This is a genomic window from Streptomyces sp. NPDC042336 (genome assembly GCF_055581985.1).
The window spans coordinates 20,591-47,107 of record NZ_JBVJEA010000004.1; the positions used below are offsets into that span (position 1 = coordinate 20,591).

Genomic DNA, 26,517 nt, shown 5'->3' on the forward strand with positions numbered 1-26,517 from the left:
GGCCGGGGCACGCGCACTCAACGGCGCGGGCCCCGGCTTTCGCGCACCTCTGGAAGGACAGGTCACCGATGACGGGCAGCACGATCAAGGACACCCCCGAGGAGTGGGAGATCCGGGGCAGCCAGACCCCCTTCCGGGGCAAGAAGACCTCGGTCCGCACGGACGACGTGGTGATGCCCGACGGCTCCGTGGTGACCCGCGACTACCAGGTCCACCCCGGCTCGGTCGCCGTCCTCGCCCTGGACGGGGAGGGCCGGGTGCTGGTCATCCGGCAGTACCGGCACCCGGTGCGCGAGAAGCTGTGGGAGATCCCGGCCGGCCTGCTCGACGTCCCCGGCGAGAACCCGCTGCACGCCGCCCAGCGCGAGCTGTACGAGGAGGCGCACGTCAAGGCCGAGGACTGGCGGGTGCTGACCGACGTCTACACCACCCCCGGCGGCTGCGACGAGGCCGTACGGATCTTCCTCGCCCGGGACCTGTCCGAGGCCGCCGGGGAGCGCTTCGAGGTCGAGGACGAAGAGGCCGACATGGAGCTGGCGCGGGTGCCCGTCGCCGACCTGGTCCGGGGGGTGCTCGCGGGGGAGCTGCACAACAACTGCCTGGTCGTGGGCTTGCTCTCACTGGTCGCCGCCGAGCAGGGCGACGGGCTCGACGCGCTCCGTCCGGCCCAGGCGCCGTGGCCGGCGCGGCCCTTCGAGGCGTAGGGGACGGTCGGGTACCCAGCGTTACGGGAGCCCCGGAGCGGCCGGTCCGCGCGGTCGGCGGGCGCCCCACCCGTCCGGTGTGACGATCGGTTGATCCGATCGAGGGACCTGCCCGCCGCGCTCCACCGGGAACATCGCAGAGCGTGAACTAGGCTCGGAAACGCCCGAACCGGGCTTCCGGCGGGCACCGGCGTGCGGTGGGATCGGGAGTGTGGCCCGTGACGGATCAGGCGGTGGACACGGACGGCGTACGACTGTCTCAGGACCCTGCTGCGGAGAGCGGATTCCTGGGCCGCACCCGGGAGCTGAAGGAGCTGCGCGCCGACATCGAGCGCGCCGGCCTCGACACCCTCTCCGGCCGCAAGGCCCCCCGCGCGCGCGTGCTGCTCATCGCGGGGCGTCCCGGCTCGGGGCGCACCGCGCTCGCGGAGGAACTGGCCGCGCGGGTCGCGCACGACTACCCGGACGGCGTGCTGCGGGCCCGGCTCAGCGAGCCCGACGGCACCCGCGTCCCCGTCGGACGTCTCGCCCGGGAGCTGCTCACCGCACTGGACCGCGCCGAGCCGCCCGGGGCCGACGAGGACGACCTCACCGAGGCGCTGCGCGGCGTGCTCGCCGACCGCAGGGTGCTGCTCCTGCTCGACGCCGTCGCCGATGCCGAGCAGGTCGACGCACTGCTGCCGGACACCCCTCACTGCCTGGCCGTCGCCGTGGCCGAGGGCCCGCTGACCGGCATCGCGGACGTCCGCCCGTGCACGCTGGGGGGCCTGGACACCAAGTCGGCGGTGGAACTGCTGTCCCGCCACACCGGCTCGGTCCGCATCACCGTCGACCCCCGGGCCGCCGAACAGCTGGTCGAGCTGTGCCAGGCCCAGCCGGCCGCGCTGACCCTGGCCGGGGGCTGGCTCGCGGCCCGCCCCCAGGCGGCCGTCGCCGACCTGGCCAAGCACGTGCACGCGGAGAGCGACGAGGGGAGCGCGCTCGACCGAGTCTTCGGCCTCGTCTACGCGTCGCTGCCCGGCACCGCCGCCCGCATGCTGAGGCTGCTCTCCCTCGCCCCGGCGGGCCGGGTCGACCCGCACACCGCCTCCGCGCTCGCCGGCTGCTCGGTGAGCGGCGCCCGCAGCACCCTGGACGACTTCGTCGCCCACGGGCTGCTGCGCGCCGTCGGCTCACCGCTGCCGGAGTACGAGGTGCCCGAATGCCTGCACGGCCGGCTGAGCGCCCTCGCCCGCAAGCACGACCGGCCCGCCGAGCTGCAACTGGCCCGTGCCCGCATGCTGGAGCGGACCGTGCGGCTGCTCCAGTCCTGCCGCGCGGTCACCGAGACCGACAGCCCGCAGGCCCGGGAGAAGCTCCTCGCCACGCCGCGCGACCTGCGCTTCCCGCACCCCGGGGCCGCCGCCGACTGGCTGCGGGCCCGGCGCCCGGCCCTGCTGGCCGCCGCCCGCCTCGCGGTCGCCGACGGCGAGCTGGACACCCTCGCCCGCAGACTGATGTCCCAGCTGGTGCGGGCCATGGTGGCCCACTTCGGCACTCGGGCCGCGGCCCCCGACCTGTACGGGATCCACCGGCTCGTCCTCGACGTGGCCGAGCGCCGCGAACTGCCCAGGGAGAAGGCGGCGGCCCTGCTCAACCTGGCGGACCTGGACGCCCGCACCGGCCGCACCACCGAGGCCCTGGTGCGCTACCGGGCCGCGCTGGACGCCGGACGCGAGGCGAACGACCCGTACGCGACCGGACGCGCGATGGAATCCGTGGGCGGCGCCCACCTGGAGCTGGGCGACTACGACCGCGCCGCCGACTGGTTCGGCCGGGCCCTCGCCCAGCGCCTCGCCCGGGACGAGCGCGCCGACGCCGCCCGGATCTACGGCCGCATCGCCACCGCCCACACCTACGCCGGTCGCTACGGCGAGGCGGTGCGGTGCTGGCGCGCCGCGGTGGCCGGGCACCGCAAGGCGGGCGACGTGGCCGCGCACGCGCGGGCGCTGTCGGAGCTGGCCCGGGTCCAGGAGTACGCGGGGCGCCCCGAGGAGTCGCTGCGCACCTGCCAGGAGGCCGTCGACTGGGCCCGCCGGGCCGAGGACGTACGGCTCCAGGCCGCGCTGCACCTGCGGCTCGCCGACACGTTGGACCGGCTCGGCGACCCCACCGCGGCGGGCCTGGAGCGGGGCGCGGCCGAACGGATGTTGAGGGAAGATTCCGCAGACGCCTGCGAAATCCGCAGCACATCGTCTGAAGGTTAATGCTTTGAAAGGCTAGACAGAGGGAACGCCTTCATTAAACTGGCTCTGCCGCACGTTCTCTGCGGTCTCTCCCGGTGTGCCCGCGCTTGAGCGGGTATGCCTTGTAATAGCCCATCCTCTGAGCCAAGGACCGTGATCCACGTGAAGGTCGGCATCCCCCGCGAGGTCAAGAACAACGAGTTCCGGGTGGCCATCACCCCCGCCGGCGTGCACGAGCTGGTGCGCCACGGTCACCAGGTCGTCATCGAGCACGGCGCCGGTGTCGGCTCCTCGATCCCCGACGAGGAGTACGTCGCGGCCGGTGCGCGGATACTCGACACCGCCGACGAGGTGTGGGCCACCGCGGACCTGCTCCTGAAGGTCAAGGAGCCGATCGCTCAGGAGTACCACCGCCTGCGCAAGGACCAGACGCTCTTCACCTACCTGCACCTGGCCGCCTCCAAGGAGTGCACGGACGCGCTCGTCGAGTCCGGCACCACCGCCATCGCCTACGAGACGGTCGAGCTGCCCGGCCGCGCGCTGCCGCTGCTGGCCCCGATGTCCGAGGTCGCGGGCCGGATCGCCCCGCAGGTCGGCGCCTACCACCTGATGGCCCCCAACGGCGGGCGCGGCGTGCTGCCCGGTGGCGTGCCCGGCGTGACCCCCGCCAAGGCCGTCGTCATCGGCGGCGGTGTCTCCGGCTGGAACGCCACCCAGATCGCCGTCGGGATGGGCTTCGACGTGACCCTGCTCGACCGCGACATCAACAAGCTGCGCGAGGCCGACAGGATCTTCGGCACCAAGGTCAAGGCCGTGATGTCCAACTCCTTCGAGCTGGAGAAGGCCGTCGTCGACGCCGACCTGGTCATCGGTGCGGTGCTCATCCCGGGCGCCAAGGCCCCGAAGCTGGTCACCAACGAGCTGGTCTCCCGCATGAAGCCGGGCAGTGTCCTTGTCGACATCGCGATCGACCAGGGCGGCTGCTTCGAGGACTCGCACCCGACCACGCACGCCGAGCCGACCTTCAGGGTCCACAACTCGGTCTTCTACTGCGTCGCCAACATGCCCGGCGCGGTGCCCAACACCTCCACCAACGCGCTCACCAACGCCACGCTGCCCTACATCGTCGAGCTGGCCGACCGCGGCTGGGCCGAGGCGCTGCGCCGCGACCCCGCGCTGGCCAGGGGTCTCAACACCCATGACGGCAAGGTGGTTTACCGCGAGGTCGCCGAGGCGCACGGCCTGGAGTATGTCGACCCGGCGACTCTGCTCGCCTAAGTCATCAAACGGCAAAGGCGATACGTCAACAGCTGTCGTCAACCCCGCACACCCGGCCGGACCTTGCCCGACAAGGTCCGGCCGGGTGTGTGTATGGTCACTTTGCGATTCTCGGTCAACTCGCCTCGAACGTAACGCTTCAACCGATTCGCGCACCGGTGAAACCTGCTGTGCGACGGCCGTACGCCCTTGACAGAGGGATGTTTCATTGCCGACACATCGGGCCGGGTCCGGCGGATTGTGTTGCTGCGGACGGCCGACACGCCATAGAGTCGCCGAACGTCGGCATGGTGCCACGCTGACCTGTCTAGAAGTTCCCTGGTCACCAAGGAGGTAAGACGACTTGTGAATGAGTCGACATTTACTCCCGGGGGTGGTCAACCAGGAATGCCGGCACGGACCCACAGTCCCGGGCGTCTCGAGGCGGTCGGCTCCGTGGCTGTACGCACCTCCGCAGCCGACCACCAGAGTCCGCAGGCAACTCGGACAGCACACATGAGTATGGATGGCCAACACGTGAACGCCATGGCCGGCGACGGAAGTGGCGCGCCACGCAACCACTTCGCCGACTACGACGAACTGCCCGAGGGGCACTTCTACGACCCGGACGCGGAGTACGAGCCGGATCCCGAGTACGCCGCCACGCTCGCGCCCGACGCGGCCCGACAGCGCCGTGAGCGCATCGGCCCGACCGGACGCCCGCTGCCGTACTTCCCGATCCCGGGCCCGCTGACCGAGCACGGCCCCGCCAAGATCATCGCGATGTGCAACCAGAAGGGCGGCGTGGGCAAGACCACGTCGACCATCAACCTGGGTGCCGCGCTCGCCGAGTACGGGCGCCGGGTGCTGCTCGTCGACTTCGACCCGCAGGGCGCGCTGTCGGTCGGCCTCGGCGTCAACCCGATGGAGCTCGACCTCACCGTCTACAACCTGCTCATGGAGCGGGGCATGGCCGCCGACGAGGTGCTGCTGAAGACCGCGGTCCCCAACATGGACCTGCTGCCCAGCAACATCGACCTGTCGGCTGCCGAGGTGCAGCTGGTGAGCGAGGTCGCGCGGGAGTCCACGCTGCAGCGGGCGCTCAAGCCGCTGATGGACGACTACGACTACATCGTGATCGACTGCCAGCCCTCGCTCGGCCTGCTCACGGTCAACGCGCTCACCGCGGCGCACAAGGTGATCGTGCCGCTGGAGTGCGAGTTCTTCGCGCTGCGCGGTGTGGCGCTGCTGACCGAGACGATCGAGAAGGTCCAGGAACGGCTCAACCCCGACCTGGAGCTCGACGGCATCCTCGCCACGATGTACGACTCGCGCACGGTGCACAGCCGTGAGGTGCTCGCGCGGGTCGTCGAGGCGTTCGACGACCACGTCTACCACACGGTCATCGGGCGCACGGTCCGCTTCCCGGAGACCACGGTCGCCGGTGAGCCGATCACCACGTACGCGTCCAACTCCGTCGGTGCCGCCGCCTACCGCCAGCTCGCCAGGGAGGTGCTCGCCCGGTGTCACGCCGAGTGAGTCTGCCGGGGGCCGACGAACTCTTCCGTACGACAGGGGGAATGGCGCTCCAGGCGTCCACCCCGCGGCGACCGGCGGGCGGCGAGGCCCGGGTGCCGGCCCCGGCGGGGGAGAGCGACCAGGCCGCCGCCGAGGACGCACCGCAGTCGGTGCCCGCCCAGGGCGGGGACGGCGAGGGCGCGGAGCACGCGGCCGCCGACGCGGAGCCGGGCTCGGCGGGCGAGTCGCACACGCGGGGCACGGAGCGTTCCGCACGGGCCTCCGGGCCCGCTACGGGCGCGCAGGAAGGTTCTGCCGCCGACCGGCCCCGCAAGCGCGGCAGGGCCGCCGCACGGCGCCCCAGCGGGCGTGAGCGCCACGACGAGAAGATCACCGTGTACGTCTCCGCCGAGGAGCTGATGGACCTGGAGCACGCCCGCCTGGTGCTCCGCGGCGAACACGGCCTGGCCGTGGACCGCGGCCGCATCGTCCGCGAGGCCGTCGCCGTGGTCCTGGCCGACCTGGAGACCCGCGGGGACGCCAGCATCCTCGTACGACGGCTGCGCGGGCGGTAGCGGTAGCCTGCGGGGGCCATGCCCTCGAACGACGCCCCCCGCCCCGGCCGCGGCCCACGCGCCGGCCGCAGGCGTGCGCTGGGCAGGGGCCCGGAGGTGCCGGCAGCCACGCCGCTTCCCGAGGAGACGTCTTCCGGCGACCGCGCCTCCGGGACCGCCGGAGCGGTGCCCCCCGAGCAGGACCTCCGGGCCGGACCGGCGCCCGCCCCGGCCGGAGCGGAACCGGACCCCGCGGGCCCCGCCGCGCGCACGGAGGTGCAGCCGACGGGCGCGGGAACGGCGGCGGAGGAGCCGGCGGCGATCGGGCGCGTCTCGGTCGCACCCGGGCGACAGGCCGCCGCGCCCGCCGGCCCGCGAGTACGGGCGGACGGCCCGCCCGAGGCCGTTCTCGCCGTGGATCCGGCCCCCGTGCCGCAACAGGCTCCCCGGACCGCGGACCATGAGCGTCCAGGGCCGGTCGAGCGGCCGGTCCGGGCGTCCGGGGTGCCGACGGCCGCGGGCGCGCCCGGGGAGCAGGCCGAGGAGGTCTCCGGCCGGCACGTCGCCGCCCCGCCCCGGGAGTCCGCGGAGGGCACCTCCGACGAGGCGGGCGACGGTGTCTTCAAGGTGCGGCTCGCCAACTTCGAGGGGCCTTTCGACCTGCTGCTCCAGCTGATCTCCAAGCACAAGATGGACGTCACCGAGGTCGCGCTGTCCAAGGTGACCGACGAGTTCATGGCGCACATCCGGGCGATGGGGCCGGACTGGGACCTCGACCAGACCACCGAGTTCCTGGTGGTCGCGGCCACGCTGCTCGACCTGAAGGCGGCCCGGCTGCTGCCCGCCGCCGAGGTCGAGGACGAGGCCGACCTGGCCCTCCTGGAGGCCCGCGACCTGCTCTTCGCCCGCCTGCTCCAGTACCGCGCGTACAAGCAGATCGCGGAGATCTTCAACGGACGGCTGGAGGCCGAGGCCCGCCGTCACCCCCGTACCGTGGGCCTGGAGCCGCACCACGCCGAGCTGCTGCCCGAGGTCGTCATCAGCATCGGCCCCGAGGGCTTCGCCAAGCTCGCCGTGAAGGCGATGCAGCCGAAGCCCAAACCGCAGGTGTACGTCGAGCACATCCACGCGCCCCTGGTCAGCGTGCAGGAGCAGGCGGGGATCGTCGTCGCCCGCCTGAAGGAACTGGGCGAGGCCAGCTTCCGCGTGCTGGTCCAGGACACCGAGGACACACTGACCGTCGTCGCCCGCTTCCTGGCCCTGCTGGAGCTGTACCGGGAGAAGGCCGTCGAGCTGGACCAGGAGACCGCCCTCGGCGACCTGCTGGTGCGCTGGACCGGCGGTGACGGGCAGGCACAGCCGGTGGTGACCGACGAGTTCGACCGGCCGCCCGAGGCGCCGAAGGAGGAGCAGAAGGCGTGAGTGAAGCAACCACCGAGGCCGAAGCGGCCATCGGGCCCCTGGACGGACCGGACGGACCGGACGGTGTCGCCGGGCTCGACCTCAAGCCCGCCCTGGAAGCCGTCCTCATGGTCGTCGACGAGCCGGCGACCGAGGAGCGGCTGGCGAAGATACTGCAACGGCCCCGGCGGCGGATCGCGGACGCCCTGCGCGAGCTGGCCGACGAGTACGCCGTCCAGGGCCGCGGCTTCGAGCTGCGCCTGGTCGCGGGCGGCTGGCGCTTCTACAGCCGGCCCGAGTACGCCGCGGCCGTCGAGGGCTTCGTCCTGGACGGCCAGCACGCCCGCCTCACCCAGGCCGCCCTGGAGACCCTCGCGGTGGTCGCCTACCGCCAGCCGGTCAGCCGCAGCCGGGTCTCCGCGGTGCGCGGCGTGAACTGCGACGGCGTGATGCGCACCCTCCTGCAGCGGGGGCTGGTCGAGGAGGCGGGCACGGAACCCGAAACAGGTGCGATCCTGTACGTGACGACGAACTACTTCCTGGAGCGGATGGGCCTGCGCGGCCTGGACGAGCTCCCGGAGCTCGCGCCCTTCCTCCCGGAGGCGGAGGCGATCGAGGCCGAGACGCTGGAAGGGGTCCCGTCGTTCGATCCGGACGCCCCGGATTCCGAGGGCGCACACGACAAGACGGAATTTTGATGCGAAGCAGCAGCGGCAGGAACAGCAGCGGAAACAACGGCGGGAGCCGTGGTGGCAACAGCGGCGGCCGCGGCGGGAGTGGCGGTGGCCGCGGCAACCACCGCGGCGCCGGCAACGACCGCGACGACAAGCAGGGCGGCCGTCCCAAGAAGCCGCGCCCGGAGGAGCGGCGCTACGACGTGGGCCCCGGCGCCACCAAGGACGGTCCGAAGTCGGGCCGCGGACCCTCGGCCCGCGGCGGCGCCAAGGGCGGTCCGAAGCGGCCCCAGCAGCGCGGCCGCAGCGCCCCGGCCACTTCCCGCGAGTACGAGACGCGGGCCGAGGAGCGCAACCGCGAGCGGTACGCGGGCAAGAAGGACGTCAAGCTGCCCAAGACCTTCCCGGGTGCCGAGCAGGAGGGCGAGCGGCTCCAGAAGGTCCTCGCGCGCGCGGGCTACGGTTCCCGGCGGGCCTGCGAGGAGCTGATCGAGCAGGCCCGTGTCGAGATCAACGGCGAGATCGTGCTGGAGCAGGGCCGCCGCGTCGACCCGGAGAAGGACGAGGTCAAGGTCGACGGTCTGACCGTCGCGACGCAGTCGTACCAGTTCTTCTCGCTCAACAAGCCCGCCGGTGTCGTCTCCACCATGGAGGACCCGGAGGGCCGCCAGTGCCTCGGTGACTACGTCACCAACCGCGAGACCCGCCTCTTCCACGTGGGCCGGCTGGACACCGAGACCGAGGGTGTCATTCTGCTCACCAACCACGGCGAGCTGGCCCACCGTCTGACCCATCCCCGGTACGGCGTGAAGAAGACCTACCTCGCGCACATCGTGGGCCCGATCCCGCGCGACCTCGGCAAGCGCCTCAAGGACGGCATCCAGCTGGAGGACGGCTACGCGCGCGCGGACCACTTCCGGGTCGTCGAGCAGACCGGCAAGAACTACCTGGTCGAGGTCACCCTGCACGAGGGCCGCAAGCACATCGTGCGCCGGATGCTGGCGGAGGCGGGCTTCCCCGTCGACAAGCTGGTGCGCACCGCCTTCGGCCCGATCACGCTGGGCGACCAGAAGTCGGGCTGGCTGCGCCGCCTGTCCAACACGGAGGTCGGGATGCTGATGCAGGAGGTCGACCTCTAGGCGGATCGCCGGGCGATCCCGCCCGTACGAGGCTTGTGCCGACCGGCCACCCCCTTTTATAGTCGCAGTGACTATTAAGGGGGTGGCCGGTCGTGCACGGCTACGACAAGCACGCTTTCGAACCCTTCGCCGTCACCGTCGACCTCGCCGTTCTCACGCTGCGGGCGGGCGCGCTGCACGTACTGCTGGTCGAACGCGGCCAGGAGCCGTACGCGGGCCGCTGGGCACTGCCCGGCGGCTTCCTGCTGCCCGAGGAGTCGGCGGAGGAGGCGGCCCGGCGCGAGCTGGCGGAGGAGACGGGCCTGGCGGACGTGACCGGACTGCACCTGGAGCAGCTGCGGACCTACAGCGAACCCGGCCGGGACCCCCGGATGCGGGTCGTCTCCGTCGCCTTCGCCGCGCTGCTGCCGGACCCTCCCGAACCGCAGGGCGGCGGTGACGCGGCCGAGGCCTGCTGGATGCCGTACGACAAGGCGCAGGGCCTGGCCTTCGACCACGACCGGATCCTGGCCGACGCCCGGGACCGCGTCGGCGCCAAGCTGCAGTACACCTGCCTGGCCACCGCCTTCTGCCCGGCCGAGTTCACCCTCGGCGAGTTGCAGGGTGTCTACGAGACGGTGTGGGGCACGGCCCTGGACCGGCCCAACTTCCGGCGCAAGGTCCTCGCCACCCCCGGCTTCGTCGAGCCCGTCCCGGGCGCCGCCCGCCTGACCGGAGGCCGCGGCAAGCCCGCCGCCGTGTACCGCGCCGGTCCGGCCACCACCCTGCACCCGCCCCTGCTGCGCACCCCTCGGGAAGGACGCCCCGCATGACCACGACCCCAGGCACCAAGCGCGCCGCCACCGGAGCGCTCACCGGCCTCGCCCTCGGCGACGCGCTGGGCTTCCCCACCGAGTTCAACGACGTCCCGTCGATCCTCGCCAAGTGCGGCCCCTGGCGGGAGATGGCGCTGCCCAGGCCCGCGATCGTCACCGACGACACCCAGATGACGCTGGCGCTGGGCAAGGGGCTGCGGACGGCCATGGAGCGGGGCCTGCTCGGTCCCAAGCGGATGGAGCGGCCTGTGCGCGAGGAATTCGTCGACTGGTACCAGTCGCCGGAGAACAACCGGGCGCCGGGCAACACCTGCCTCAAAGCCTGCAACCTCCTCAAGGCCCCGGACCGCCCCTGGCAGGACGCCAGCCAGATCCACTCCAAGGGCTGCGGCGCCAACATGCGCGTCGCGCCGGTCGGGCTGGTCCCCGGCCTGAGCGACGAACAGCGCGCGGGCGCCGCCCAGTTGCAGTCCGCGCTCACGCACGGGCACCCCACCGCGCTCGCCGCCTCCGACCTCACCGCGCACGCCGTGCGGCTGCTCGCCGAGGGGGCCGAGCCGACCGGCCTGGTCGGGCGGCTGCGCTCCTACGCCTACGACAACCGCATCCGCTACCACGAGCGCTGGCTCGGCGACCTGTGGACCCGCGCCCAGGACCCGACGCCCGAGCACTTCATCGCACGCGGCTGGGACGAGTGCCTGGCGACACTCGACCGGCTCCAGGAGGCGGTGCGCTCCGTCTCACCGGAGACCGACCCCTGTCTGGCCGTCGGTGAGGGCTGGGTCGCCGAGGAGGCCATGGCGGCCGGGCTGCTGTGCTTCCTGCTCTTCGTCGACGAGCCGCTCACCGCCCTGCGCCGCGGCGCCTGCACCTCCGGCGACTCCGACTCCATCGCCTGCCTCGCGGGCGCCTTCGCGGGCGCGCACCTGGGTGCCGACGCCTGGCCGGCCGACTGGGCCGACCGCATCGAGTACCGGGGCGACCTGCTGGCCCTCGGAGCGCTCTGGGACGCTTGAGCGCATGATCGACGCCCTGGACATCGACCTGGCTCCGGTGGTGGGCGAACAGCCCTTCCCGGTGCTGTTCGCCACCGTCTCCGGCGCCCACCTCTACGGCTTCCCCTCCCGCGACTCCGACGTGGACCTGCGCGGCGTGCACCTGCTGCCCGCCGCCGACCTCGTCGGGCTCCACGAGCCGGAGGAGACGCGGTCGCGGATGTGGGACCGGGACGGCGTCGAGATGGACCTGGTCACGCACGACCTGCGCAAGTTCGTCCGGCTGATGCTCCGCCGCAACGGCTATGTGCTGGAGCAGCTGCTGTCGCCGCTGGTCGTGCACACCACCGAGGCACACCGGGAACTGGCCGGATTCGCGCCCGGCGTCCTCACCGGCCACCACGCCCACCACTACCGGGGGTTCGCGCAGACCCAGTGGCGGCTGTTCGAGAAGACCGGACAGCTGAAGCCGCTGCTGTACACCTTCCGGGTGCTCCTCACCGGCATCCACCTGATGCGCACCGGAGAGGTGCAGCCCCACCTGCCGACCCTCGGCGAGGAGGTCGACGCCGCTCCCGCGTACCTGCCCGAGCTGGTCGCCGCCAAGGCGGAGCGGGAGTACGGGGACGCAGGCGTCGACCACGCGCGGGTGCGGGCCGACGTGGAGCGGCTGCACGCCGTACTGGACGAGGCGCAGGCCGCGTCAGCCCTCCCCGACGCCCCCACCGCGTACGACGCCCTGCACGACTTCGTCGTACGGACCCGGCTGGAGCGCTGAGGCGCGGCGGGTGCGGACCAGGAAGTCCTCGACGCGGCGCCGGTCCGGTTCGGCCGGCAGCGGACTGCGCGAGGCCGCCTCCTCGCCCTCCCGCGCCAGGCGGTTCATCCGCGCCGCCACCTCCGGCCAGGGCACCTCGCCGCGCTTCACGGCGAGCAGTGCCTCGCGCCCTTCGCCCACGTCGATCGTCAGGACGCCGGTGCGCAGCAGGTCGCGGGCGCTCGTCAGGAGCCGCAGCAGGTGCATCGCGTGCTTCCAGCGCGGGGCGCCGTGGGTGCGCACGTGGGCGTCGAGCTTGTGGCGCTGGCCGTGCGCGTAGCGGGTGAACGTCTCGTGGGCCCGGCGGGAGAGGAACGCGTCGCGCAGGGCGAGCAGTTCGTGGCCGGTGTCGTCCGCGGACTCCACGAGCGGGGAGTGCAGGCACTCCAGGATGTTCGGGTTGGCCCGCAGGCCCAGTTCGCAGAAGCGCTCCAGCTCCCAGCTGAACTGCTCCCGTGCCGGGCCCTCCACGTGCGTCGGCGGCTTCTCGAAGCGCCAGAACAGGGGCGTCGGGGCGAGGAAGACGCCCCGGCGGTCCGTGTCGCTGTCCCGCGTCGCCAGTCCGAAGGCGCGTGAACCCATCACACAGGCGTAGATCGTGTGGTCGCGGACCAGGGTCTCGGGGCGCATGGCGGGAGCGTACGCGGGCGGCTCACGCCAGGCGGACCGAATTTCCCGTCACCGTGATCCGCTTCCCGGGCAGCGGCTCCGTCGCCGGGCCCCGCACCACCGAGCCGTCGGCGACGGCGAACCTGCTGCCGTGGCAGGCGCAGTCGATGGTGCCGTCCCGCACGTCCGACACGACGCAGCCCTGGTGGGTGCAGACCGCCGAGAACGCCTTGAACTCGCCCTCCTTCGGCTGGGTCACCACGATCTTCTCCTCGGTGAGGATCTTGCCGCCGCCGACCGGGACGTCGCCGGTGGCCGCCAGTTCCCGGCCGGACGAGACGGCCGAGGAGCCGCCGTCACCGTCCCCGTCGCCGCAGCCCGCGCAGAGCGCCACCGCGCCCGCGCCCGTGCAGCGGAGGACCGTACGGCGGGTCGGGGTGTGGGTCATGTCGCAACTCCGGGGCAGAAGGTCCAGCGGCGGGGTCAGCGTCTCAGGAGACGGGCGCCGCGGGCCGGTACGCGGCGGGCTGACTAGGCTGGACGGACCAAGAACCGATACACGCGTCAGCAACACCAGCAAGGAGCATCGCCGTGGCGGTACGAGCGGTCCGGGGCGCCGTCCAACTGGAGCGGGACGAGGCCGGACACATGGACGAGCAGGTCGCGGCCCTGCTGACGGCACTGATGGAGCGCAACGGCCTGACGGTCGACGACCTGATCAGCCTGTGGTTCACCGCCACCCCCGATCTGCACAGCGACTTCCCGGCCGCCGCGGCCCGCGGGCTCGGCATCACCGACGTGCCGCTGATCTGCGCCCAGGAGCTGGACGTCGAGGGCGCCATGCCCCGCGTCGTGCGTGTTCTCGCCCACATCGAGTCCGACCGGCCCCGCGCCGAGATCGCCCACGTCTACCTCGGCGCCGCCGCGGCCCTGCGCAAGGACATCGCCCAGTGAGAACCGCACTCGTCATCGGCACGGGCCTCATCGGCACCTCCGCCGCCCTCGCCCTCACCGCGAGGGGCGTCACCGTCCACCTCGCCGACCACGACCCCGAGCAGGCCCGCACCGCCGCCGCGCTCGGCGCCGGCACCGACGAGGCCCCGGGCGGCCCGGTCGACCTCGCGATCGTCGCCGCCCCGCCCGCCCTGGTGGCCGACGTGCTGGCCGACGCCATGGCCCGCGGCGCCGCCCGCGGCTACATCGACGTGGCCAGCGTCAAGGGCGGCCCCCGGCGGGAGCTGGAGGCGCGCGGCCTCGACCTGTCGGCGTACATCGGCACCCATCCCATGTCCGGCCGGGAGAAGTCCGGCCCGCTGGCCGCCACCGCCGACCTCTTCGAGGGCCGTCCCTGGGTGCTGACCCCGACCCGGGACACCGACACCGAGGTGCTGAACCTCGCCCTGGAGCTGGTCTCGCACTGCCGCGCGGTGCCGGTGGTGATGGACGCGGACGCCCACGACCGCGCCGTGGCCCTCGTCTCCCACATGCCCCACCTGGTCTCCAGCATGGTCGCCGCGCGCCTGGAGCACGCCGAGGAGGCCGCCGTACGGCTGTGCGGCCAGGGCATCCGCGACGTGACCCGGATCGCCGCCTCCGACCCCCGGATGTGGATCGACATCCTCTCCGCCAACCCCGGGCCGGTCGCCGACCTGCTCACCGATGTCGCCGCCGACCTGGAGGAGACGGTGCGGGCCCTGCGCGCCCTGCAGTCCTCCGACGAGGACAAGCGCCGCGAGGGCGGCACCGGCATCGCCGAGGTGCTGCGGCGCGGCAACGCCGGGCAGGTCCGCGTCCCCGGCAAGCACGGCTCCGCCCCGCGGGCCTACGAGACGGTGGCCGTCCTCATCGACGACCAGCCGGGCCAGCTGGCCCGCATCTTCGCGGACGCCGGACGGGCCGGGGTCAACATCGAGGACGTGCGGATCGAGCACGCGACCGGGCAGCAGGCGGGTCTGGTGCAGCTCATGGTGGAGCCGAAGGCCGCCGCCGTCCTCACCGCGGCCCTGAAGGAACGGGGCTGGGCGATCCGGCAGTGAGCGCGAGGGCGGTCGCGCCGCAGCGGGTGCGGCGCAGGGCTGTAAGAGGGGTCCCGCGGGCCCGGTAACCTTGTCCGGGACGCGCTCGCGTCCCGCACACCACCCACCGCACCGCACCAGGAAGGTGTCCCCTCGTGGAAAACGGCGCCGCCCCGACCGTCCCGGCCGTGATTGTCGCCATCGACGGCCCCTCCGGCACGGGCAAGTCGAGCACGTCGAAGGCCGTGGCCGCGCAGCTCGGTCTGAGCTACCTGGACACCGGTGCCCAGTACCGGGCGATCACCTGGTGGATGGTCAGCAACGGCATCGACACCGACGACCCGCACGCCGTGGCCGCCGCGGCCGGCAAGCCCGAGATCGTCTCCGGCACCGACCCGGCCGGTCCGACCATCACGGTCGACGGCGTGGACGTGGCCGGCCCGATCCGCACCCAGGAGGTCACCTCCAAGGTCAGCGCGGTCAGCGCCGTACCGGAGGTCCGCGCCCGGATCACCGAGCTGCAGCGCACCATCGCCGCCGCCGCGCCGCTCGGCATCGTCGTCGAGGGCCGCGACATCGGCACCACCGTGCTGCCGGACGCCGACCTGAAGATCTTCCTCACCGCCTCGGCGGAGGCCCGCGCCGCCCGCCGCAGCGGCGAGCTGAAGGGCGCCGACGTCAACGCCACCCGCGAGGCCCTGATCAAGCGGGACGCGGCCGACTCCAGCCGCAAGACCTCCCCGCTGGCCAAGGCCGGCGACGCGGTCGAGGTGGACACCACCGCCCTCACCCTCCCGCAGGTCATCGAGTGCGTCGTCACCCTCGTCGAGGAGAAGCGGGCGGGGAAGTGACCGCATCCTCCGCAACGCCCGTCCCCTCCGAGCAGGGCGCCGAGGTCGGCCGGCGCATCGGCGTCGGCCTGATGTACGGGCTGTGGAAGCCGCGCGTGCTCGGCGCCTGGCGGGTGCCGGCCACCGGCCCGGTGATCTACGCCGTCAACCACGCGCACAACATCGACGGCCCGATGGTCATGGGCGTAGCGCCCCGGCCGACGCACTTCCTGATCAAGAAGGAGGCGTTCGTCGGCCCGCTCGGACGCTTCCTGACCGGCATCGGCCAGGTCGAGGTGGACCGCCACTCGACCGACCGCACGGCCATCGCCCGCGCGCTGGGCGTGCTGGAGAACGGCGGCGTGCTGGGCATCTTCCCGGAGGGAACCCGGGGCGAGGGAGACTTCGCCTCGCTGCGCGCCGGGCTCGCCTACTTCGCGCTGCGCAGCGGCGCGCCGATCGTCCCGGTCGCGGTGCTGGGAAGCACGGACCGTCCCGGACGGTTGATAAAGGCGCTGCCCCCGCTGCGCTCCCGCGTCGACGTCGTCTTCGGCGAGCCGTTCGACGCGGGCGACGGCAGCGGGCGGCGCACCCGCAAGGCCCTGGACGAGGCCACCGAACGCATCCAGAAGCAGCTCACCGCGCACCTGGAAAACGCCAGGCGCCTCACCGGGCGCTGAGTGACACTTGAGTAGTGGATCACCCGGTACCGGGTGCGCCACCGATCACCACGATGAACGAGGTACGGACTTCATGAACGACCACATCCACTCCGAGGGCTCGGGCGAGGAGCACGACCACGGGGCGCTCGGCGACGCCGAGTACGCGCAGTTCATGGAGCTGGCCGCCGAAGAGGGCTTCGACGTCGAGGAGGTCGAGGGCGCGATCGAGGAGGCCGGGCACGGCCCGCTGCCCGTCCTCGCCGTCGTCGGCCGCCCCAATGTCGGCAAGTCGACCCTCGTGAACCGCATCATCGGCCGCCGTGAGGCGGTCGTCGAGGACAAGCCCGGCGTCACCCGCGACCGCGTCACCTACGAGGCCGAGTGGGCGGGCCGCCGCTTCAAGGTCGTCGACACCGGCGGCTGGGAGCAGGACGTCCTGGGCATCGACGCCTCCGTCGCCGCCCAGGCCGAGTACGCCATCGAGGCCGCCGACGCGGTCGTCTTCGTCGTGGACGCCAAGGTCGGTGCCACCGACACCGACGAGGCGGTCGTCCGGCTGCTGCGCAAGGCCGGCAAGCCCGTCGTGCTGTGCGCCAACAAGGTCGACGGCCCGAGCGGCGAGGCGGACGCCTCCTACCTGTGGTCGCTGGGCCTCGGCGAGCCGCACCCGGTCTCCGCGCTGCACGGCCGCGGCACCGGCGACATGCTGGACCGGGTCCTGGAGGCCCTGCCCGAGGCCCCGGCCCAGACCTTCGGCACCGCCGTCGGCGGCCCGCGCCGCATCGCCCTGATCGGCCGCCCCAACGTCGGCAAGTCCTCACTGCTGAACAAGGTCGCCGGCGAGGAGCGCGTCGTCGTCAACGAACTGGCCGGGACCACCCGCGACCCGGTCGACGAGCTGATCGAGCTGGGCGGCGTCACCTGGAAGTTCGTCGACACGGCGGGCATCCGCAAGCGCGTCCACCTCCAGCAGGGCGCCGACTACTACGCCTCGCTGCGCACCGCCGCCGCCGTCGAGAAGGCCGAGGTGGCCGTCATCCTCATCGACGCCTCCGAGTCGATCTCGGTGCAGGACCAGCGGATCGTCACCATGGCCGTCGAGGCGGGCCGCGCGATCGTCGTCGCCTACAACAAGTGGGACACCCTCGACGAGGAGCGCCGCTACTACCTGGAGCGGGAGATCGAGACGGAGCTGGGCCAGGTGGCGTGGGCGCCGCGGGTCAACGTCTCGGCGCAGACCGGCCGGCACATGGAGAAGCTCGTCCCCGCCATCGAGACCGCCCTGGCGGGCTGGGAGACCCGGGTCCCGACGGGCCGGCTGAACGCCTTCCTCGGCGAGCTGGTCGCCGCCCACCCGCACCCGGTGCGGGGCGGCAAGCAGCCGCGCATCCTCTTCGGCACCCAGGCGGGCACCAAGCCCCCGCGGTTCGTGCTCTTCGCCTCCGGCTTCATCGAGGCGGGCTACCGGCGCTTCATCGAGCGCCGGCTGCGCGAGGAGTTCAGCTTCGAGGGGACGCCGATCCACATCTCCGTGCGGGTGCGCGAGAAGCGCGGCGCGAAGAAGAAGTAGGACACCCACTGACGCGTGAGGGGCGCCCCCGGCCAGGGGCGCCCCTCACGCGTCAGTGGTCCTGCGGTCAGGTGCCGGACCGCGGGGCCGGAGGCAGTGCCGCCGGGACGTGGTGCGTGCCGCCGACGCGCTGCCACACCGACTGCTGGCCGACGCGGGCGCTCTGGGCCCCCGCGCTGTAGGCGCTGTAGCCGCCTCTGCCGCGCGGGATGCTCCTGAAGGCCGTGAACCCCAGTTCCTCCTCACCGCTGCGATCCCCCGGCAGCGATCGGAAGGACCTGACGTACTCGGCGTAGAGCGCGTCGTAGATCGGCGTGGTCGAGGGGCCGCCGTGGCGGTGGAAGGCGTCGTATGCGTACACGTATGTCCAAACGACCCCGGGGTGGAAGGGATGCGGCCCGGGTGACGGCCGTCCGGCAGCCGCGTGACCGGGCTCAGGTCCCCGCCAGCGGCAGCGCCGCCGCGACCAGCTGTCCGTTCGCCGCCGCCTTGTCCAGCGCGTCGCGCAGCAGGTCCTCGCGCGGCTGCCGGCCGATCGACCCGACGGGCGCCGCGAACATCAGCACCTGCTGGTGCTTGTTGGCCGCCGTGCGCCAGCCCTCGGTGACCTGGAGCGGCTGGTGCGCCTGCCACCAGGCCACCGGCCGGCCGCCGTTCGTCCCGGGCTGGAGCACCGCGTGCAGCTGGCCCATCGCGAGCAGGACCGACCAGCCGTGCAGCACGGCCGGCGCGGACACCAGCTCGGTGACCGGCATGAAGCCCTGCTCGATCAGCAGCGGCAGGAAGTCGTCCCCGGCGCCGGCCGTTCCGGGCCGGGCGATGGGCGCGGTCGGCTCCACCACGAGGGCCGGGTGCAGCTCTCCGGCGATCAGGATCAGTCCGCTGGTCACACCGAGCACGGCCTGCTCGGGCGCGGCCTTCTCCGGGGCGGCGGGAGCGGGCTCGGAGCGGGCCTGGTCGGCGTTGATGGAGCGCACCGCGCCCTGGAGCTGCTCCTCGGTGACCTTGACGACCTGCGAGGGCAGGCAGCCCGCGTGGGCGAAGGCGAGCACGGCGGTCTCGTCCCCGATGAACAGGACGGTGCTGGTGCGCTCCTGCTCACAGTCGCCCGGGGTGCGGCAGGACGTGCAGTCGTAACTGCCCGGGGCGGACTCCCCGGCCAGCAGGCGGTCGGCTTCTTCATCGCCGATCTCGGCGCGTACGTCGTCGCTGACGTCGAGCATGCGCGGCACGGGTGGCTCCCTCGGGATGCGGTGCGTGGCCGGACCGGGTGGCTCCCGGGCCGTGGTCCGGGCGGGTCCCCGGCTCATGCAAGGACAACGGGGGACCGGTGGCGGGAGTCACGCCCCATGGCCAACGGAATCGAACCATGCGACGCAGGCGATCACCCGGCGGTCGCTGTCGTCGCCGTAGGCCCAAGTGGGCTGCCGCGCACCGCTGTTGGGCCGATCGGGCACGGGCGACGCGCCCGCCCGGCGAGTCGACAAATCATGAAATCAGCGAATGAACTGGGTGACTGGAAAGAGTCGACACCGGGCGCTCGTCCCCGTCGTGACCACATCGCAATCGGACACGGACAACCAGAAGGCAGGGTTCCGGGTCTAACCGGACGACGAGAAGTCCATGGGAGGAACCGCACCGCATGACGCCGCCGGCCCCACCGGCCGTCCCGCTGCGCGCCGACTGCATCGGCGACTCGGCGGGCGGTCTGACCTTCGACGTCGCCGCGCGCGGAAGAACCGGGGCGGCCCTGCTCGTCCTGCGCCGCCGCGTCACCGGCGCCGTCGAGTCCGCCGCGGACACCGTCAGCCTGCCGCTGGCCCCGGCGGCGGCGGGCCGGCTGCGCGCCGCGCTGCCCAGCAGCGTCTCCCTGCCCGAGGGCCGCTGGGACGCCTACGCCCGCCTGTCCGACGGCCGGCCGCGGCGCCTGGTGCCCGGCGTCACCGATCTGCGCTCCCTGGCCGAGCGCACTCCCAGCGGGCGGCTCGGTCACGTCGCCGTCCGCATCCCGTACGCCACCCGGCAGGGCAACCTCACCGTCCGCAGCTGGCTGCGCGCCCCGCACGCGGAGGCGGTGGACCTGCGCCACGCGAGCGGCGGCCTGACCGTACGCGGGCGCGTGTACGGCACCCAGCTCCTGCCCGGGGCGGACGCCGAGCTGCGCGCCAGGACCGGCGACGGAGGGGGCGGCACGGACGGCTCCGTCGTGCGCCGGGTGGACGTCGCCGCCGAGCGGACGGAGTTCGCCTTCACCGTGCCCTACGACGGCCTTGCGCCCGGCCTGTGGGACCTGTGGCTGCGGCCCGCCGGCGACTTCGGTCCGGTGGTGCGCCTCGCGCGGCTGCTGGACGACGTCGCCGACAAGAACCCGGTCTTCACGTTTCCCCGCGCGCGGGTGCGGACGCCGCACGGCCCCGTGGAGGCCGGGCCGTACTACACCCGGGACAACGACCTGTCGCTCGCGGTCGTCCCGCTGGAAGCCTGACCGCGTGTCCGATGTTCGATTCATGTAAGTGATCCGGAGCCTTCCGCGCGGGCGCACGCAAGTCCGTTCGGGAGCGTTCGAATGCGGAATGCAGGACGTCGCCGGGGCGCCCCGAGCGCCTTTTCCGTCCACTTATTCGACGGAGTACCGCGACACGCGGGAATTCACCTCGGCCGCCTGCGGAACATGCGCGAATCCGTCCGTCCGTGTGAACGGGTTCCGGCAAAACGCGCAGCGTGATCCTGTGACAGAAATGTGACCGTAGGTGCATCTGTGACCCGTGTTACCGACTCGGGCTTCCCCGCTCCCGGAGCAGGGCATAGCGTGGCGGCATGGCACCGATTCCGACACCCCCGGCCGAGCCCCAGGACAGCCCGGACACCTACGTGGGCCTCGACTCCGACGCGGCCGAGCGGCTGGCGCGGGAGCGGGGCTGGTCGACGGTGCGGTCCCTGGCGCCCGGCACGGTCATCACCATGGAGTACCGCGTGGGCCGCCTCAACTTCGAGGTGAAGGACGGCCGCGTGGCCCGGGCCTGGAAGGGCTAGGACGGGCGCCCGCGGAACAGGCGCCGGGCGCCGTCAGCCGCCCGACAGGGGGCGCGCGGCCGGGGCCGTGTTGCGCGGGTGGCGGTCGGCGTGCGGCGGCCTGCGGCTGCCGGCCGGGGTCACCGGCGAACGGTCCGAGCGGGCCGTGTGCGGGCCCGGAGCCAGGTACACCGGGGCCCGGGGGGTGAGCGGCGCGGCGACCGGCTCGCGGGCCGGTGCCTCCGGCCGCCCGGAGCCCGCCGGGGCGACGGGTACGGGCCGCCCGACCGGCCGCTTCGTCGTCCGCGCTCGGCCGCGGCGGGCGGACCAGCGGTCGCGCAGACCGAGGATCCAGGCCTCCGCACGGGTGATCAGCGGCTCGAACCAGGGGAGCGCCAGCAGGATCAGCAGCCCCGCCGCCCAGCCGAGGAGCACGTCGCTGAGCCAGTGCGTACCGAGGTAGACGGTGGACATGCCCACCCCGAGCGAGGTGATCGCGGACAGCGCGGACAGCCAGCGCCGGGCGCGGTGCGTCGAGGCCAGGTAGGCGAGGATGCCCCAGGTCACGACGGCGTTCGCGGTGTGACCGCTCGGAAATATATCGCCGCCGAGCCACATCTCGTTGGCGCCGATCGTGGTCGCGTAGTGCGGTCCCAGCCGGCCCATGCCGTACTTGGCGGCGCCGACCGTGATGTTCAGCAGGAGCAGTGAGACACCGAGCGCCAGCAGCGGGCGCAGGGTGTGCTGCCGCCAGGAGCGCCAGCCGAGCCAGGCCGAGACCATCACGGCGGTGGGGCCGCGCTGGCCGAGCACCACGTAGTAGTCGACGAACGCGTGGATCTCCGGCCACTGCTGGTAGGGCCGGAAGAACATGACCTGCCAGTCGAGCCGGACCAGCCACGAGGTGATCACTACGGCCCACACGATCGCGAGGTAGAACGCGAGGGTCCCGGCGAACAGCGCGAACCTGTGCCGGGACATCTCCGGCACGTCCAGGAGCTCCGGCCGTTCCGGCTCCCGGTCCAGTCTCGCGAACACCCGGTCCAGACGGGTGGGCTTCCGTTCGGTACGCACCCAATCGACGTTACAGCGAGTGAGGAGTGATCCCGGACGAATCAACGGCTTTGTGATGACGATGTGATGTGGGATTCCTCTCAGGCGACGCCTTATTTCCGGGTAATCCGCAACCCCGTCCGGCCGTGGACTTCAATTCCTTTGATCGGTCCGGTCGACGGTTTTATCGTGCTTATGAATTCGTTCACCGAATGCTGGTACGGAATTGCCCCGGCGGTCATCGGGCGGCCCCGCCGGTCAGGGCGGGCCGGAGCCGTTCAGCCAGAAGGCCCCGTAGGCCGCCGAGGCCGCCGCGACGGCGCACACGACCGGCGCCGCCCTGGCGGTACGCAGCCGGGCCAGGCCCAGGGCCAGGGGGAACAGCAGCGGGAACGCGGGCAGCAGCAGCCGGGGCTTGGAGCCGAAGTAGCTCGACGCGCACAGGGCGAGCGCGGTGACGATCCCCGCGTACACCAGCAGCGGCAGCGGCTGGCGCTGCCGCACGCACACCACGTACAGCCAGGCCAGCAGCGCGACCCCGACGATCAGCCCGACGCCCGCCAGGGCCGCCGGGAACGACGTGAACTTCTGCGCGACGAAACGGGCGAAGGCCACGCCCCCGTCGAAGCCGTTGCGCCAACCGGCCTGCACGTCGAGATAGCCGAGCGGGCCCTTGCCGGTGCGGTGGCCGACCCACAGGACGTAACCGGCGGCGCCCAGGGGCGCGAGCAGCATGCCGAGCACGTGCCGCACGCCGGGGGCGCCGTCCGCGCCGTCGCCGCTCCTGCTCCGCACGAACGCCGTGATCACGGCCACCCACACCGCCGCCGTCACCGCGAGTCCGACCGGGCGGGTCAGCCCGGCCAGCGCGGCCAGCGTCCCGGCCGTCACCCAGCGGCCGGTCAGCACCGCGTACAGCGACCAGGCGGCCAGCGCCGTGAACAGGGACTCGCTGTACGCCATCGACTGCACGATCCCGACCGGCAGCACGGCCCACAGCAACGCCGCGCACACGCCCGCGCGGGGGCCGTACACGTGGTCCGCCACCGCGAAGATCCCCCAGGCCGCGGCGAGCGAGGCGAGGACGCTCACGACGAAGCCCGCGTCCGCGTACGACAGCGGGGAGACGGCCGCGCCGAGCCGCTCCAGCCAGGGCAGCAGCGGGAAGAACGCCAGATCGGAGTGGACGTCGCCGCCCGGCAGCCGCACCTCGTAGCCGTACCCCAGCTCGGCGACCCTGCTGTACCAGAGGGAGTCCCAGCGGGCCGTCAGCAGCGTGTAGGCGCTCTTGTCGCGCGCCGCGCTCCACAGGACCAGGGCGAGCAGGCCCAGGGCGCGCACGGCCGCGTAGCCGAGGAGCGCCGGGGCGGCCCGGCGCAGGGCACCGGACGGACCCGGGGCGCCGGAGCGGCCCGCGGTGCGCGTTTCAAGATCGGTCACGGACTCGATTATCTGCCGTGCGCCGGGCCGGCCTTCCCGGCGGGGCGGGCGGGAGGGTGGCCGCAGTGGCGCACGCCACACACGTGACGCGGGATGTGTGAGGCCCGCCACGTGTGCGGTGGCCGCTCTCGCGTACTCTGGCGAGTCACTCGCGTTCCGTTGCACGGCCCGGAGCCCCCGCTCCTCTCCGGCCGAGCCGCAGGGGAGTCCCCACCCCACGGCCCGCCGGACGCGAGGGAACATCTTGGAGGTACGTACATGTCCGGGACGACCACGGCCGCCGCCGCGCCGGGCCGTCGGGCGGCCGGGGCCGGTGCCCACCGCTGGGTGGTCCTGGTCGTCCTCTGCGTCAGCCTGCTGCTCGTCGCCGTCGACGCGACCGTGCTGCACGTGGCGGTCCCCGCCGTCACCGAGGACCTCAGGCCCGGCGCCATCGAACTGCTCTGGATCGTCGACGTCTATCCGCTCGTCTGCGCCTCGCTGCTGATCCTCTTCGGCACGCTGGGCGACCGGGTGGGCCGCAGACGGATCCTCCTGCTCGGCTACGCCCTCTTCGGTGTGGCCTCCGCGCTCGCGGCGCTCGCCGAGGGCGCCCAGGTGCTGATAGCGGCCCGCGCGCTGCTCGGTGTCGGCGGCGCCATGATCATGCCGGCGACGCTGTCGATCCTGCGGCAGGTCTTCCCCGACCGGCGGGAACGGGCGCTGGCCATCGGCGTCTGGAGCGCCGTGGCCGCGGTCGGCGCGGCGGTCGGACCGCTGCTCGGCGGCTTCCTCCTCGAGCACTTCTGGTGGGGTTCGGTCTTCCTCGTCAACATCCCGCTGATGCTGGTCAGCCTGCCGGTGGGGCGGCTGCTGCTGCCCGAGTCGAAGGGCGACGGCCGCGGGCCCTGGGACGTGACCGGCGCGCTGATGGCGGCGGGCGGCCTGTTCGGGGTCGTCCTGGGGGTGAAGCGGCTGGGCGGCGGGGAGCCGGTGGCCAGCCTGCTCACCGTGGTGCCGCTGGTGCTGGGCGCGGGCCTGCTGGCGGGCTTCGTACGCCGGCAGCGCCGGCGCACCCATCCGCTGGTGGACCTGCGGATGTTCCGGCGGCCGGCGTTCAGTACGTCGGTGGGGTGCATCGTGCTGGCGATGCTGGCGCTGGTGGGTCTGGAGCTGATCGCGGCGCAGTACCTGCAACTGGTGCTGGGGCTGTCCCCGCTGCAGACCGGGTTGCGGCTGCTGCCGCTGACCTTCGCGGCGATGGCGGCGGGTCTTGCGGGTGCGCGGCTGCTGCGGCGCTTCGGGCCGCGGCGGACGGTGTGCGCGGGGTTCTGTCTGACGGCCTTCGCGGTGGTGCTGCTGACGGCGATGGGCCGGGCCGACAACTGCGCGCTGATGCTGACCGGGTTCGTGCTGCTCGGCTTCGGTCTGGAGACGACGCTGTTCGGGGCGTACGAGTCGATGCTGAGCGAGGCGCCGCAGGAGCAGTCGGGTGGGGCGGCGGCGATCGGTGAGACCTCGTACCAGCTGGGCGCCGGGATCGGCATCGCCCTGCTGGGCAGCGTGATGAACGCGGCGTACGCGCCGGGGCTGACGGGGGGTGTGCCGGGGGTGCCGGCGTCTGCGTCGGTGGCGGCGGGGCATTCGCTGGGGGAGGCGTACGAGGTGGCCGCGCAGCTCGGGGGGCCCGCGGGGGGCGCGCTGCGGCGGGCCGCGGGGGATGCGTTCGTGCACGGGCTGCATGTGACGTTGCTGGTGAGCGCGGGGTTGTTGCTGCTGGGGGCGGTGATGGCGTTGCGGTTGCCGCGGGTGATGCAGTGCGAGGAGGTTTCCGTGCCTGCGCCCCGGGGGCCGGTGGAGTCCCGTGTCTCGGTGTGACCCCACGGTCGGCTGAGCACCGTCGGCGGCTGCGGCTCGCGGCGTGAGGCGGGCATGGTGGACGTGTGGGGCGTCGCATCGTAACGTCTGGAGCGAAAGCCGTGACTAGCGGTGCTAGTTTTACAGTCCCGGAGGGTGTCCCATGGCCGCGTCCCCCAAGTTGCCCGCCTTCGATCCCGCCGACCCCCTCGGCATCGACGACCTGCTGGAACCGGAGGACCTGGCGATCCGGGACACCGTAAGGGGCTGGGCCGCGGACCGCGTGCTGCCGCACATCGCGGACTGGTACGAGAAGGGCGAGCTGCCCGGGATCAGGGAGCTGGCGCGCGAGCTGGGTTCCATCGGCGCGCTCGGCATGTCCCTGGAGGGGTACGGCTGCGCCGGGGCGACCGCCGTCCAGTACGGGCTGGCCTGTCTGGAGCTGGAGGCGGCCGACTCCGGCATCCGCTCCCTGGTCTCCGTGCAGGGCTCCCTCGCCATGTACGCCATCCACCGCTTCGGGACCGAGGAGCAGAAGGAGGCGTGGCTGCCGCGCATGGCCGCCGGTGAGGTCATCGGGTGCTTCGGGCTCACCGAACCCGATCACGGGTCCGACCCGGCCAACATGCGCACCCACGCCAAGCGGGACGCCGGCGGCGACTGGGTGCTCAACGGGCGCAAGATGTGGATCACCAACGGCTCGGTGGCCGGCGTCGCCGTCGTCTGGGCGCGGACCGAGGAGGGCATCCGCGGGTTCGTCGTGCCGACCGGCAGCCCCGGGTTCTCCGCTCCCGAGATCAGGCACAAGTGGTCCCTGCGGGCCAGTGTCACCAGTGAACTCGTCCTCGACGACGTACGGCTGCCCGCCGACGCCGTACTGCCGGAGGTGACCGGACTGCGCGGGCCGCTCAGCTGTCTGTCGCACGCCCGTTACGGCATCGTCTGGGGCTCGATGGGCGCCGCCCGCAGCTCCTTCGAGGCGGCCGTGGAGTACGCGAAGTCGCGGGAGCAGTTCGGGCGGCCCATCGGGGGATTCCAGCTGACCCAGGCCAAGCTCGCCGACATGGCGGTCGAACTGCACAAGGGGATCCTGCTCGCCCACCACCTCGGGCGGCGCATGGACGCCGGCCGCCTGCGTCCCGAGCAGGTCAGCTTCGGCAAGCTCAACAACGTACGCGAGGCCATCGACATCTGCCGTACGGCCCGCACGATCCTCGGCGCCAACGGGATCTCCCTCGAGTACCCCGTCATGCGGCACGCGACGAACCTGGAATCGGTGCTCACCTACGAGGGCACCGTCGAGATGCATCAATTGGTGCTGGGCAAGGCGCTCACCGGACTCGACGCCTTCCGGTAGGAGGCGGTCCGGCGAGCGGGGGCGGGGCCGTGGT

Annotated in this window: 26 protein-coding genes; 20 read left to right on the plus strand and 6 right to left on the minus strand. The window is 73.0% G+C overall.

What is annotated here, in order from left to right; all coding sequences use genetic code 11:
* Positions 1–68 precede the first annotated feature (68 nt).
* From ACZ6IM_RS10935 to ACZ6IM_RS10985, 11 genes are all read left to right on the plus strand, one after another.
* Positions 69–704 carry an NUDIX domain-containing protein gene (locus ACZ6IM_RS10935; protein WP_469555961.1) on the plus strand — a complete coding sequence of 212 codons (636 nt, stop codon included), beginning with the start codon at positions 69–71 and terminating at the stop codon, positions 702–704.
* A 218-nt stretch (positions 705–922) separates the two neighbouring features.
* A complete protein-coding gene (locus ACZ6IM_RS10940) occupies positions 923–2,950 on the plus strand; it encodes a tetratricopeptide repeat protein (RefSeq protein WP_469555964.1) in 2,028 nt (675 codons plus the stop codon).
* 141 nt (positions 2,951–3,091) lie between these two features.
* Complete coding sequence (gene ald, locus ACZ6IM_RS10945; RefSeq protein WP_052842123.1) at positions 3,092–4,207, plus strand: alanine dehydrogenase; 1,116 nt, start codon at positions 3,092–3,094, stop codon at positions 4,205–4,207.
* A 387-nt stretch (positions 4,208–4,594) separates the two neighbouring features.
* Positions 4,595–5,725, plus strand: a complete 1,131-nt coding sequence (locus tag ACZ6IM_RS10950) for a ParA family protein (protein WP_469555967.1) — start codon at positions 4,595–4,597, stop codon at positions 5,723–5,725.
* Complete coding sequence (locus ACZ6IM_RS10955; RefSeq protein ID WP_469556392.1) at positions 5,722–6,279, plus strand: hypothetical protein; 558 nt, start codon at positions 5,722–5,724, stop codon at positions 6,277–6,279. The genes ACZ6IM_RS10950 and ACZ6IM_RS10955 overlap by 4 nt, the downstream gene beginning before the upstream one ends.
* Positions 6,280–6,297: 18 nt before the next feature.
* The gene (locus tag ACZ6IM_RS10960) at positions 6,298–7,680 is read left to right on the plus strand and encodes a segregation and condensation protein A (protein ID WP_469555969.1); all 1,383 of its coding nucleotides are present in this window, start codon (positions 6,298–6,300) and stop codon (positions 7,678–7,680) included.
* Entirely contained in the window at positions 7,677–8,357 is a 681-nt protein-coding gene (gene scpB / locus ACZ6IM_RS10965; RefSeq protein ID WP_469555972.1) for an SMC-Scp complex subunit ScpB, read from the plus strand. The genes ACZ6IM_RS10960 and scpB overlap by 4 nt, the downstream gene beginning before the upstream one ends.
* Complete coding sequence (locus ACZ6IM_RS10970) at positions 8,357–9,472, plus strand: pseudouridine synthase (protein ID WP_052842102.1); 1,116 nt, start codon at positions 8,357–8,359, stop codon at positions 9,470–9,472. The genes scpB and ACZ6IM_RS10970 overlap by 1 nt, the downstream gene beginning before the upstream one ends.
* 92 nt (positions 9,473–9,564) lie before the next feature.
* Positions 9,565–10,284, plus strand: a complete 720-nt coding sequence (locus tag ACZ6IM_RS10975) for an NUDIX hydrolase (RefSeq protein WP_469555974.1) — start codon at positions 9,565–9,567, stop codon at positions 10,282–10,284.
* A complete protein-coding gene (locus ACZ6IM_RS10980; protein ID WP_052842100.1) occupies positions 10,281–11,303 on the plus strand; it encodes an ADP-ribosylglycohydrolase family protein in 1,023 nt (340 codons plus the stop codon). The genes ACZ6IM_RS10975 and ACZ6IM_RS10980 overlap by 4 nt, the downstream gene beginning before the upstream one ends.
* Positions 11,304–11,307: 4 nt before the next feature.
* On the plus strand, positions 11,308–12,060 hold the full coding sequence (locus ACZ6IM_RS10985) for a nucleotidyltransferase domain-containing protein (protein WP_052842099.1): 753 nt from the start codon (positions 11,308–11,310) through the stop codon (positions 12,058–12,060).
* On the opposite strand, the gene ACZ6IM_RS10990 is transcribed toward ACZ6IM_RS10985, so the two are convergent.
* Together ACZ6IM_RS10990 and ACZ6IM_RS10995 are read right to left on the minus strand one after the other, a co-directional pair.
* Complete coding sequence (locus ACZ6IM_RS10990; protein WP_469555977.1) at positions 11,986–12,729, minus strand: nucleotidyltransferase domain-containing protein; 744 nt, start codon at positions 12,727–12,729, stop codon at positions 11,986–11,988. The two genes, ACZ6IM_RS10985 and ACZ6IM_RS10990, sit on opposite strands and share 75 nt — an antisense overlap.
* A 22-nt stretch (positions 12,730–12,751) precedes the next feature.
* Positions 12,752–13,156 carry a Rieske (2Fe-2S) protein gene (locus ACZ6IM_RS10995; protein WP_469555979.1) on the minus strand — a complete coding sequence of 135 codons (405 nt, stop codon included), beginning with the start codon at positions 13,154–13,156 and terminating at the stop codon, positions 12,752–12,754.
* Between the two features lie 143 nt (positions 13,157–13,299).
* Here ACZ6IM_RS10995 and aroH point away from each other — a divergent pair, with 143 nt between their 5' ends.
* The 5 genes from aroH to der all read left to right on the plus strand — a co-directional run bounded on the left by aroH (position 13,300) and on the right by der (position 17,785).
* A complete protein-coding gene (gene aroH / locus ACZ6IM_RS11000) occupies positions 13,300–13,662 on the plus strand; it encodes a chorismate mutase (protein ID WP_061445536.1) in 363 nt (120 codons plus the stop codon).
* A complete protein-coding gene (locus tag ACZ6IM_RS11005) occupies positions 13,659–14,744 on the plus strand; it encodes a prephenate dehydrogenase (RefSeq protein ID WP_052842095.1) in 1,086 nt (361 codons plus the stop codon). The genes aroH and ACZ6IM_RS11005 overlap by 4 nt, the downstream gene beginning before the upstream one ends.
* A 134-nt stretch (positions 14,745–14,878) precedes the next feature.
* Positions 14,879–15,574: a (d)CMP kinase gene (gene cmk, locus ACZ6IM_RS11010; RefSeq protein WP_052842094.1), complete on the plus strand. Its 696-nt coding sequence runs from the start codon at positions 14,879–14,881 to the stop codon at positions 15,572–15,574.
* Positions 15,571–16,233 (plus strand): lysophospholipid acyltransferase family protein, encoded by a 663-nt coding sequence (locus ACZ6IM_RS11015; RefSeq protein WP_469555984.1) that lies wholly within the window; start codon positions 15,571–15,573, stop codon positions 16,231–16,233. Before cmk ends, ACZ6IM_RS11015 begins: the two co-directional genes overlap by 4 nt.
* Before the next feature lie 73 nt (positions 16,234–16,306).
* Positions 16,307–17,785 carry a ribosome biogenesis GTPase Der gene (gene der, locus ACZ6IM_RS11020; RefSeq protein ID WP_469555985.1) on the plus strand — a complete coding sequence of 493 codons (1,479 nt, stop codon included), beginning with the start codon at positions 16,307–16,309 and terminating at the stop codon, positions 17,783–17,785.
* Positions 17,786–17,852: 67 nt separating this feature from the next.
* Here der and ACZ6IM_RS11025 read toward each other — a convergent pair whose 3' ends face one another.
* Positions 17,853–18,146 carry a hypothetical protein gene (locus ACZ6IM_RS11025; RefSeq protein WP_052842092.1) on the minus strand — a complete coding sequence of 98 codons (294 nt, stop codon included), beginning with the start codon at positions 18,144–18,146 and terminating at the stop codon, positions 17,853–17,855.
* Positions 18,147–18,219: 73 nt separating this feature from the next.
* The gene (locus ACZ6IM_RS11030; RefSeq protein ID WP_052842091.1) at positions 18,220–19,017 is read right to left on the minus strand and encodes a hypothetical protein; all 798 of its coding nucleotides are present in this window, start codon (positions 19,015–19,017) and stop codon (positions 18,220–18,222) included.
* Positions 19,018–19,427: 410 nt separating this feature from the next.
* Here ACZ6IM_RS11030 and ACZ6IM_RS11035 point away from each other — a divergent pair, with 410 nt between their 5' ends.
* Both ACZ6IM_RS11035 and ACZ6IM_RS11040 read left to right on the plus strand, forming a co-directional pair.
* The gene (locus ACZ6IM_RS11035; protein WP_469555988.1) at positions 19,428–20,270 is read left to right on the plus strand and encodes a hypothetical protein; all 843 of its coding nucleotides are present in this window, start codon (positions 19,428–19,430) and stop codon (positions 20,268–20,270) included.
* Positions 20,271–20,602: 332 nt separating this feature from the next.
* Positions 20,603–20,818, plus strand: a complete 216-nt coding sequence (locus tag ACZ6IM_RS11040; protein ID WP_052842089.1) for an I78 family peptidase inhibitor — start codon at positions 20,603–20,605, stop codon at positions 20,816–20,818.
* 33 nt (positions 20,819–20,851) lie between these two features.
* Here the strand turns inward: ACZ6IM_RS11040 and ACZ6IM_RS11045 are convergent, their stop codons facing one another.
* The gene (locus ACZ6IM_RS11045; protein WP_052842088.1) at positions 20,852–21,871 is read right to left on the minus strand and encodes a phosphatase PAP2 family protein; all 1,020 of its coding nucleotides are present in this window, start codon (positions 21,869–21,871) and stop codon (positions 20,852–20,854) included.
* 237 nt (positions 21,872–22,108) lie between these two features.
* Complete coding sequence (locus ACZ6IM_RS11050; protein WP_052842087.1) at positions 22,109–23,290, minus strand: glycosyltransferase family 39 protein; 1,182 nt, start codon at positions 23,288–23,290, stop codon at positions 22,109–22,111.
* Between the two features lie 258 nt (positions 23,291–23,548).
* Between ACZ6IM_RS11050 and ACZ6IM_RS11055 the strand changes: the two genes are divergently transcribed.
* Both ACZ6IM_RS11055 and ACZ6IM_RS11060 read left to right on the plus strand, forming a co-directional pair.
* Positions 23,549–25,147 carry an MFS transporter gene (locus ACZ6IM_RS11055; protein WP_469555992.1) on the plus strand — a complete coding sequence of 533 codons (1,599 nt, stop codon included), beginning with the start codon at positions 23,549–23,551 and terminating at the stop codon, positions 25,145–25,147.
* A gap of 142 nt (positions 25,148–25,289) precedes the next feature.
* Positions 25,290–26,483, plus strand: a complete 1,194-nt coding sequence (locus tag ACZ6IM_RS11060) for an acyl-CoA dehydrogenase family protein (RefSeq protein WP_052842085.1) — start codon at positions 25,290–25,292, stop codon at positions 26,481–26,483.
* The last annotated feature ends 34 nt before the right edge of the window (positions 26,484–26,517 follow it).

Coding starts and splice junctions, on each gene's coding strand:
- ACZ6IM_RS11035 (WP_469555988.1), top strand. CDS start 19,428: ATGACGCCGCCGGCCCCACCGGCCGTCCCGCTGCGCGCCGACTGCATC.
- der (WP_469555985.1), top strand. CDS start 16,307: ATGAACGACCACATCCACTCCGAGGGCTCGGGCGAGGAGCACGACCAC.
- ACZ6IM_RS10935 (WP_469555961.1), top strand. CDS start 69: ATGACGGGCAGCACGATCAAGGACACCCCCGAGGAGTGGGAGATCCGG.
- ACZ6IM_RS11060 (WP_052842085.1), top strand. CDS start 25,290: ATGGCCGCGTCCCCCAAGTTGCCCGCCTTCGATCCCGCCGACCCCCTC.
- ACZ6IM_RS11040 (WP_052842089.1), top strand. CDS start 20,603: ATGGCACCGATTCCGACACCCCCGGCCGAGCCCCAGGACAGCCCGGAC.
- ACZ6IM_RS11055 (WP_469555992.1), top strand. CDS start 23,549: ATGTCCGGGACGACCACGGCCGCCGCCGCGCCGGGCCGTCGGGCGGCC.
- ACZ6IM_RS10970 (WP_052842102.1), top strand. CDS start 8,357: ATGCGAAGCAGCAGCGGCAGGAACAGCAGCGGAAACAACGGCGGGAGC.
- ACZ6IM_RS10960 (WP_469555969.1), top strand. CDS start 6,298: ATGCCCTCGAACGACGCCCCCCGCCCCGGCCGCGGCCCACGCGCCGGC.
- ACZ6IM_RS10995 (WP_469555979.1), bottom strand. CDS start 13,156: ATGACCCACACCCCGACCCGCCGTACGGTCCTCCGCTGCACGGGCGCG.
- ACZ6IM_RS10950 (WP_469555967.1), top strand. CDS start 4,595: ATGCCGGCACGGACCCACAGTCCCGGGCGTCTCGAGGCGGTCGGCTCC.
- ACZ6IM_RS10985 (WP_052842099.1), top strand. CDS start 11,308: ATGATCGACGCCCTGGACATCGACCTGGCTCCGGTGGTGGGCGAACAG.
- ACZ6IM_RS10990 (WP_469555977.1), bottom strand. CDS start 12,729: ATGCGCCCCGAGACCCTGGTCCGCGACCACACGATCTACGCCTGTGTG.
- ACZ6IM_RS10980 (WP_052842100.1), top strand. CDS start 10,281: ATGACCACGACCCCAGGCACCAAGCGCGCCGCCACCGGAGCGCTCACC.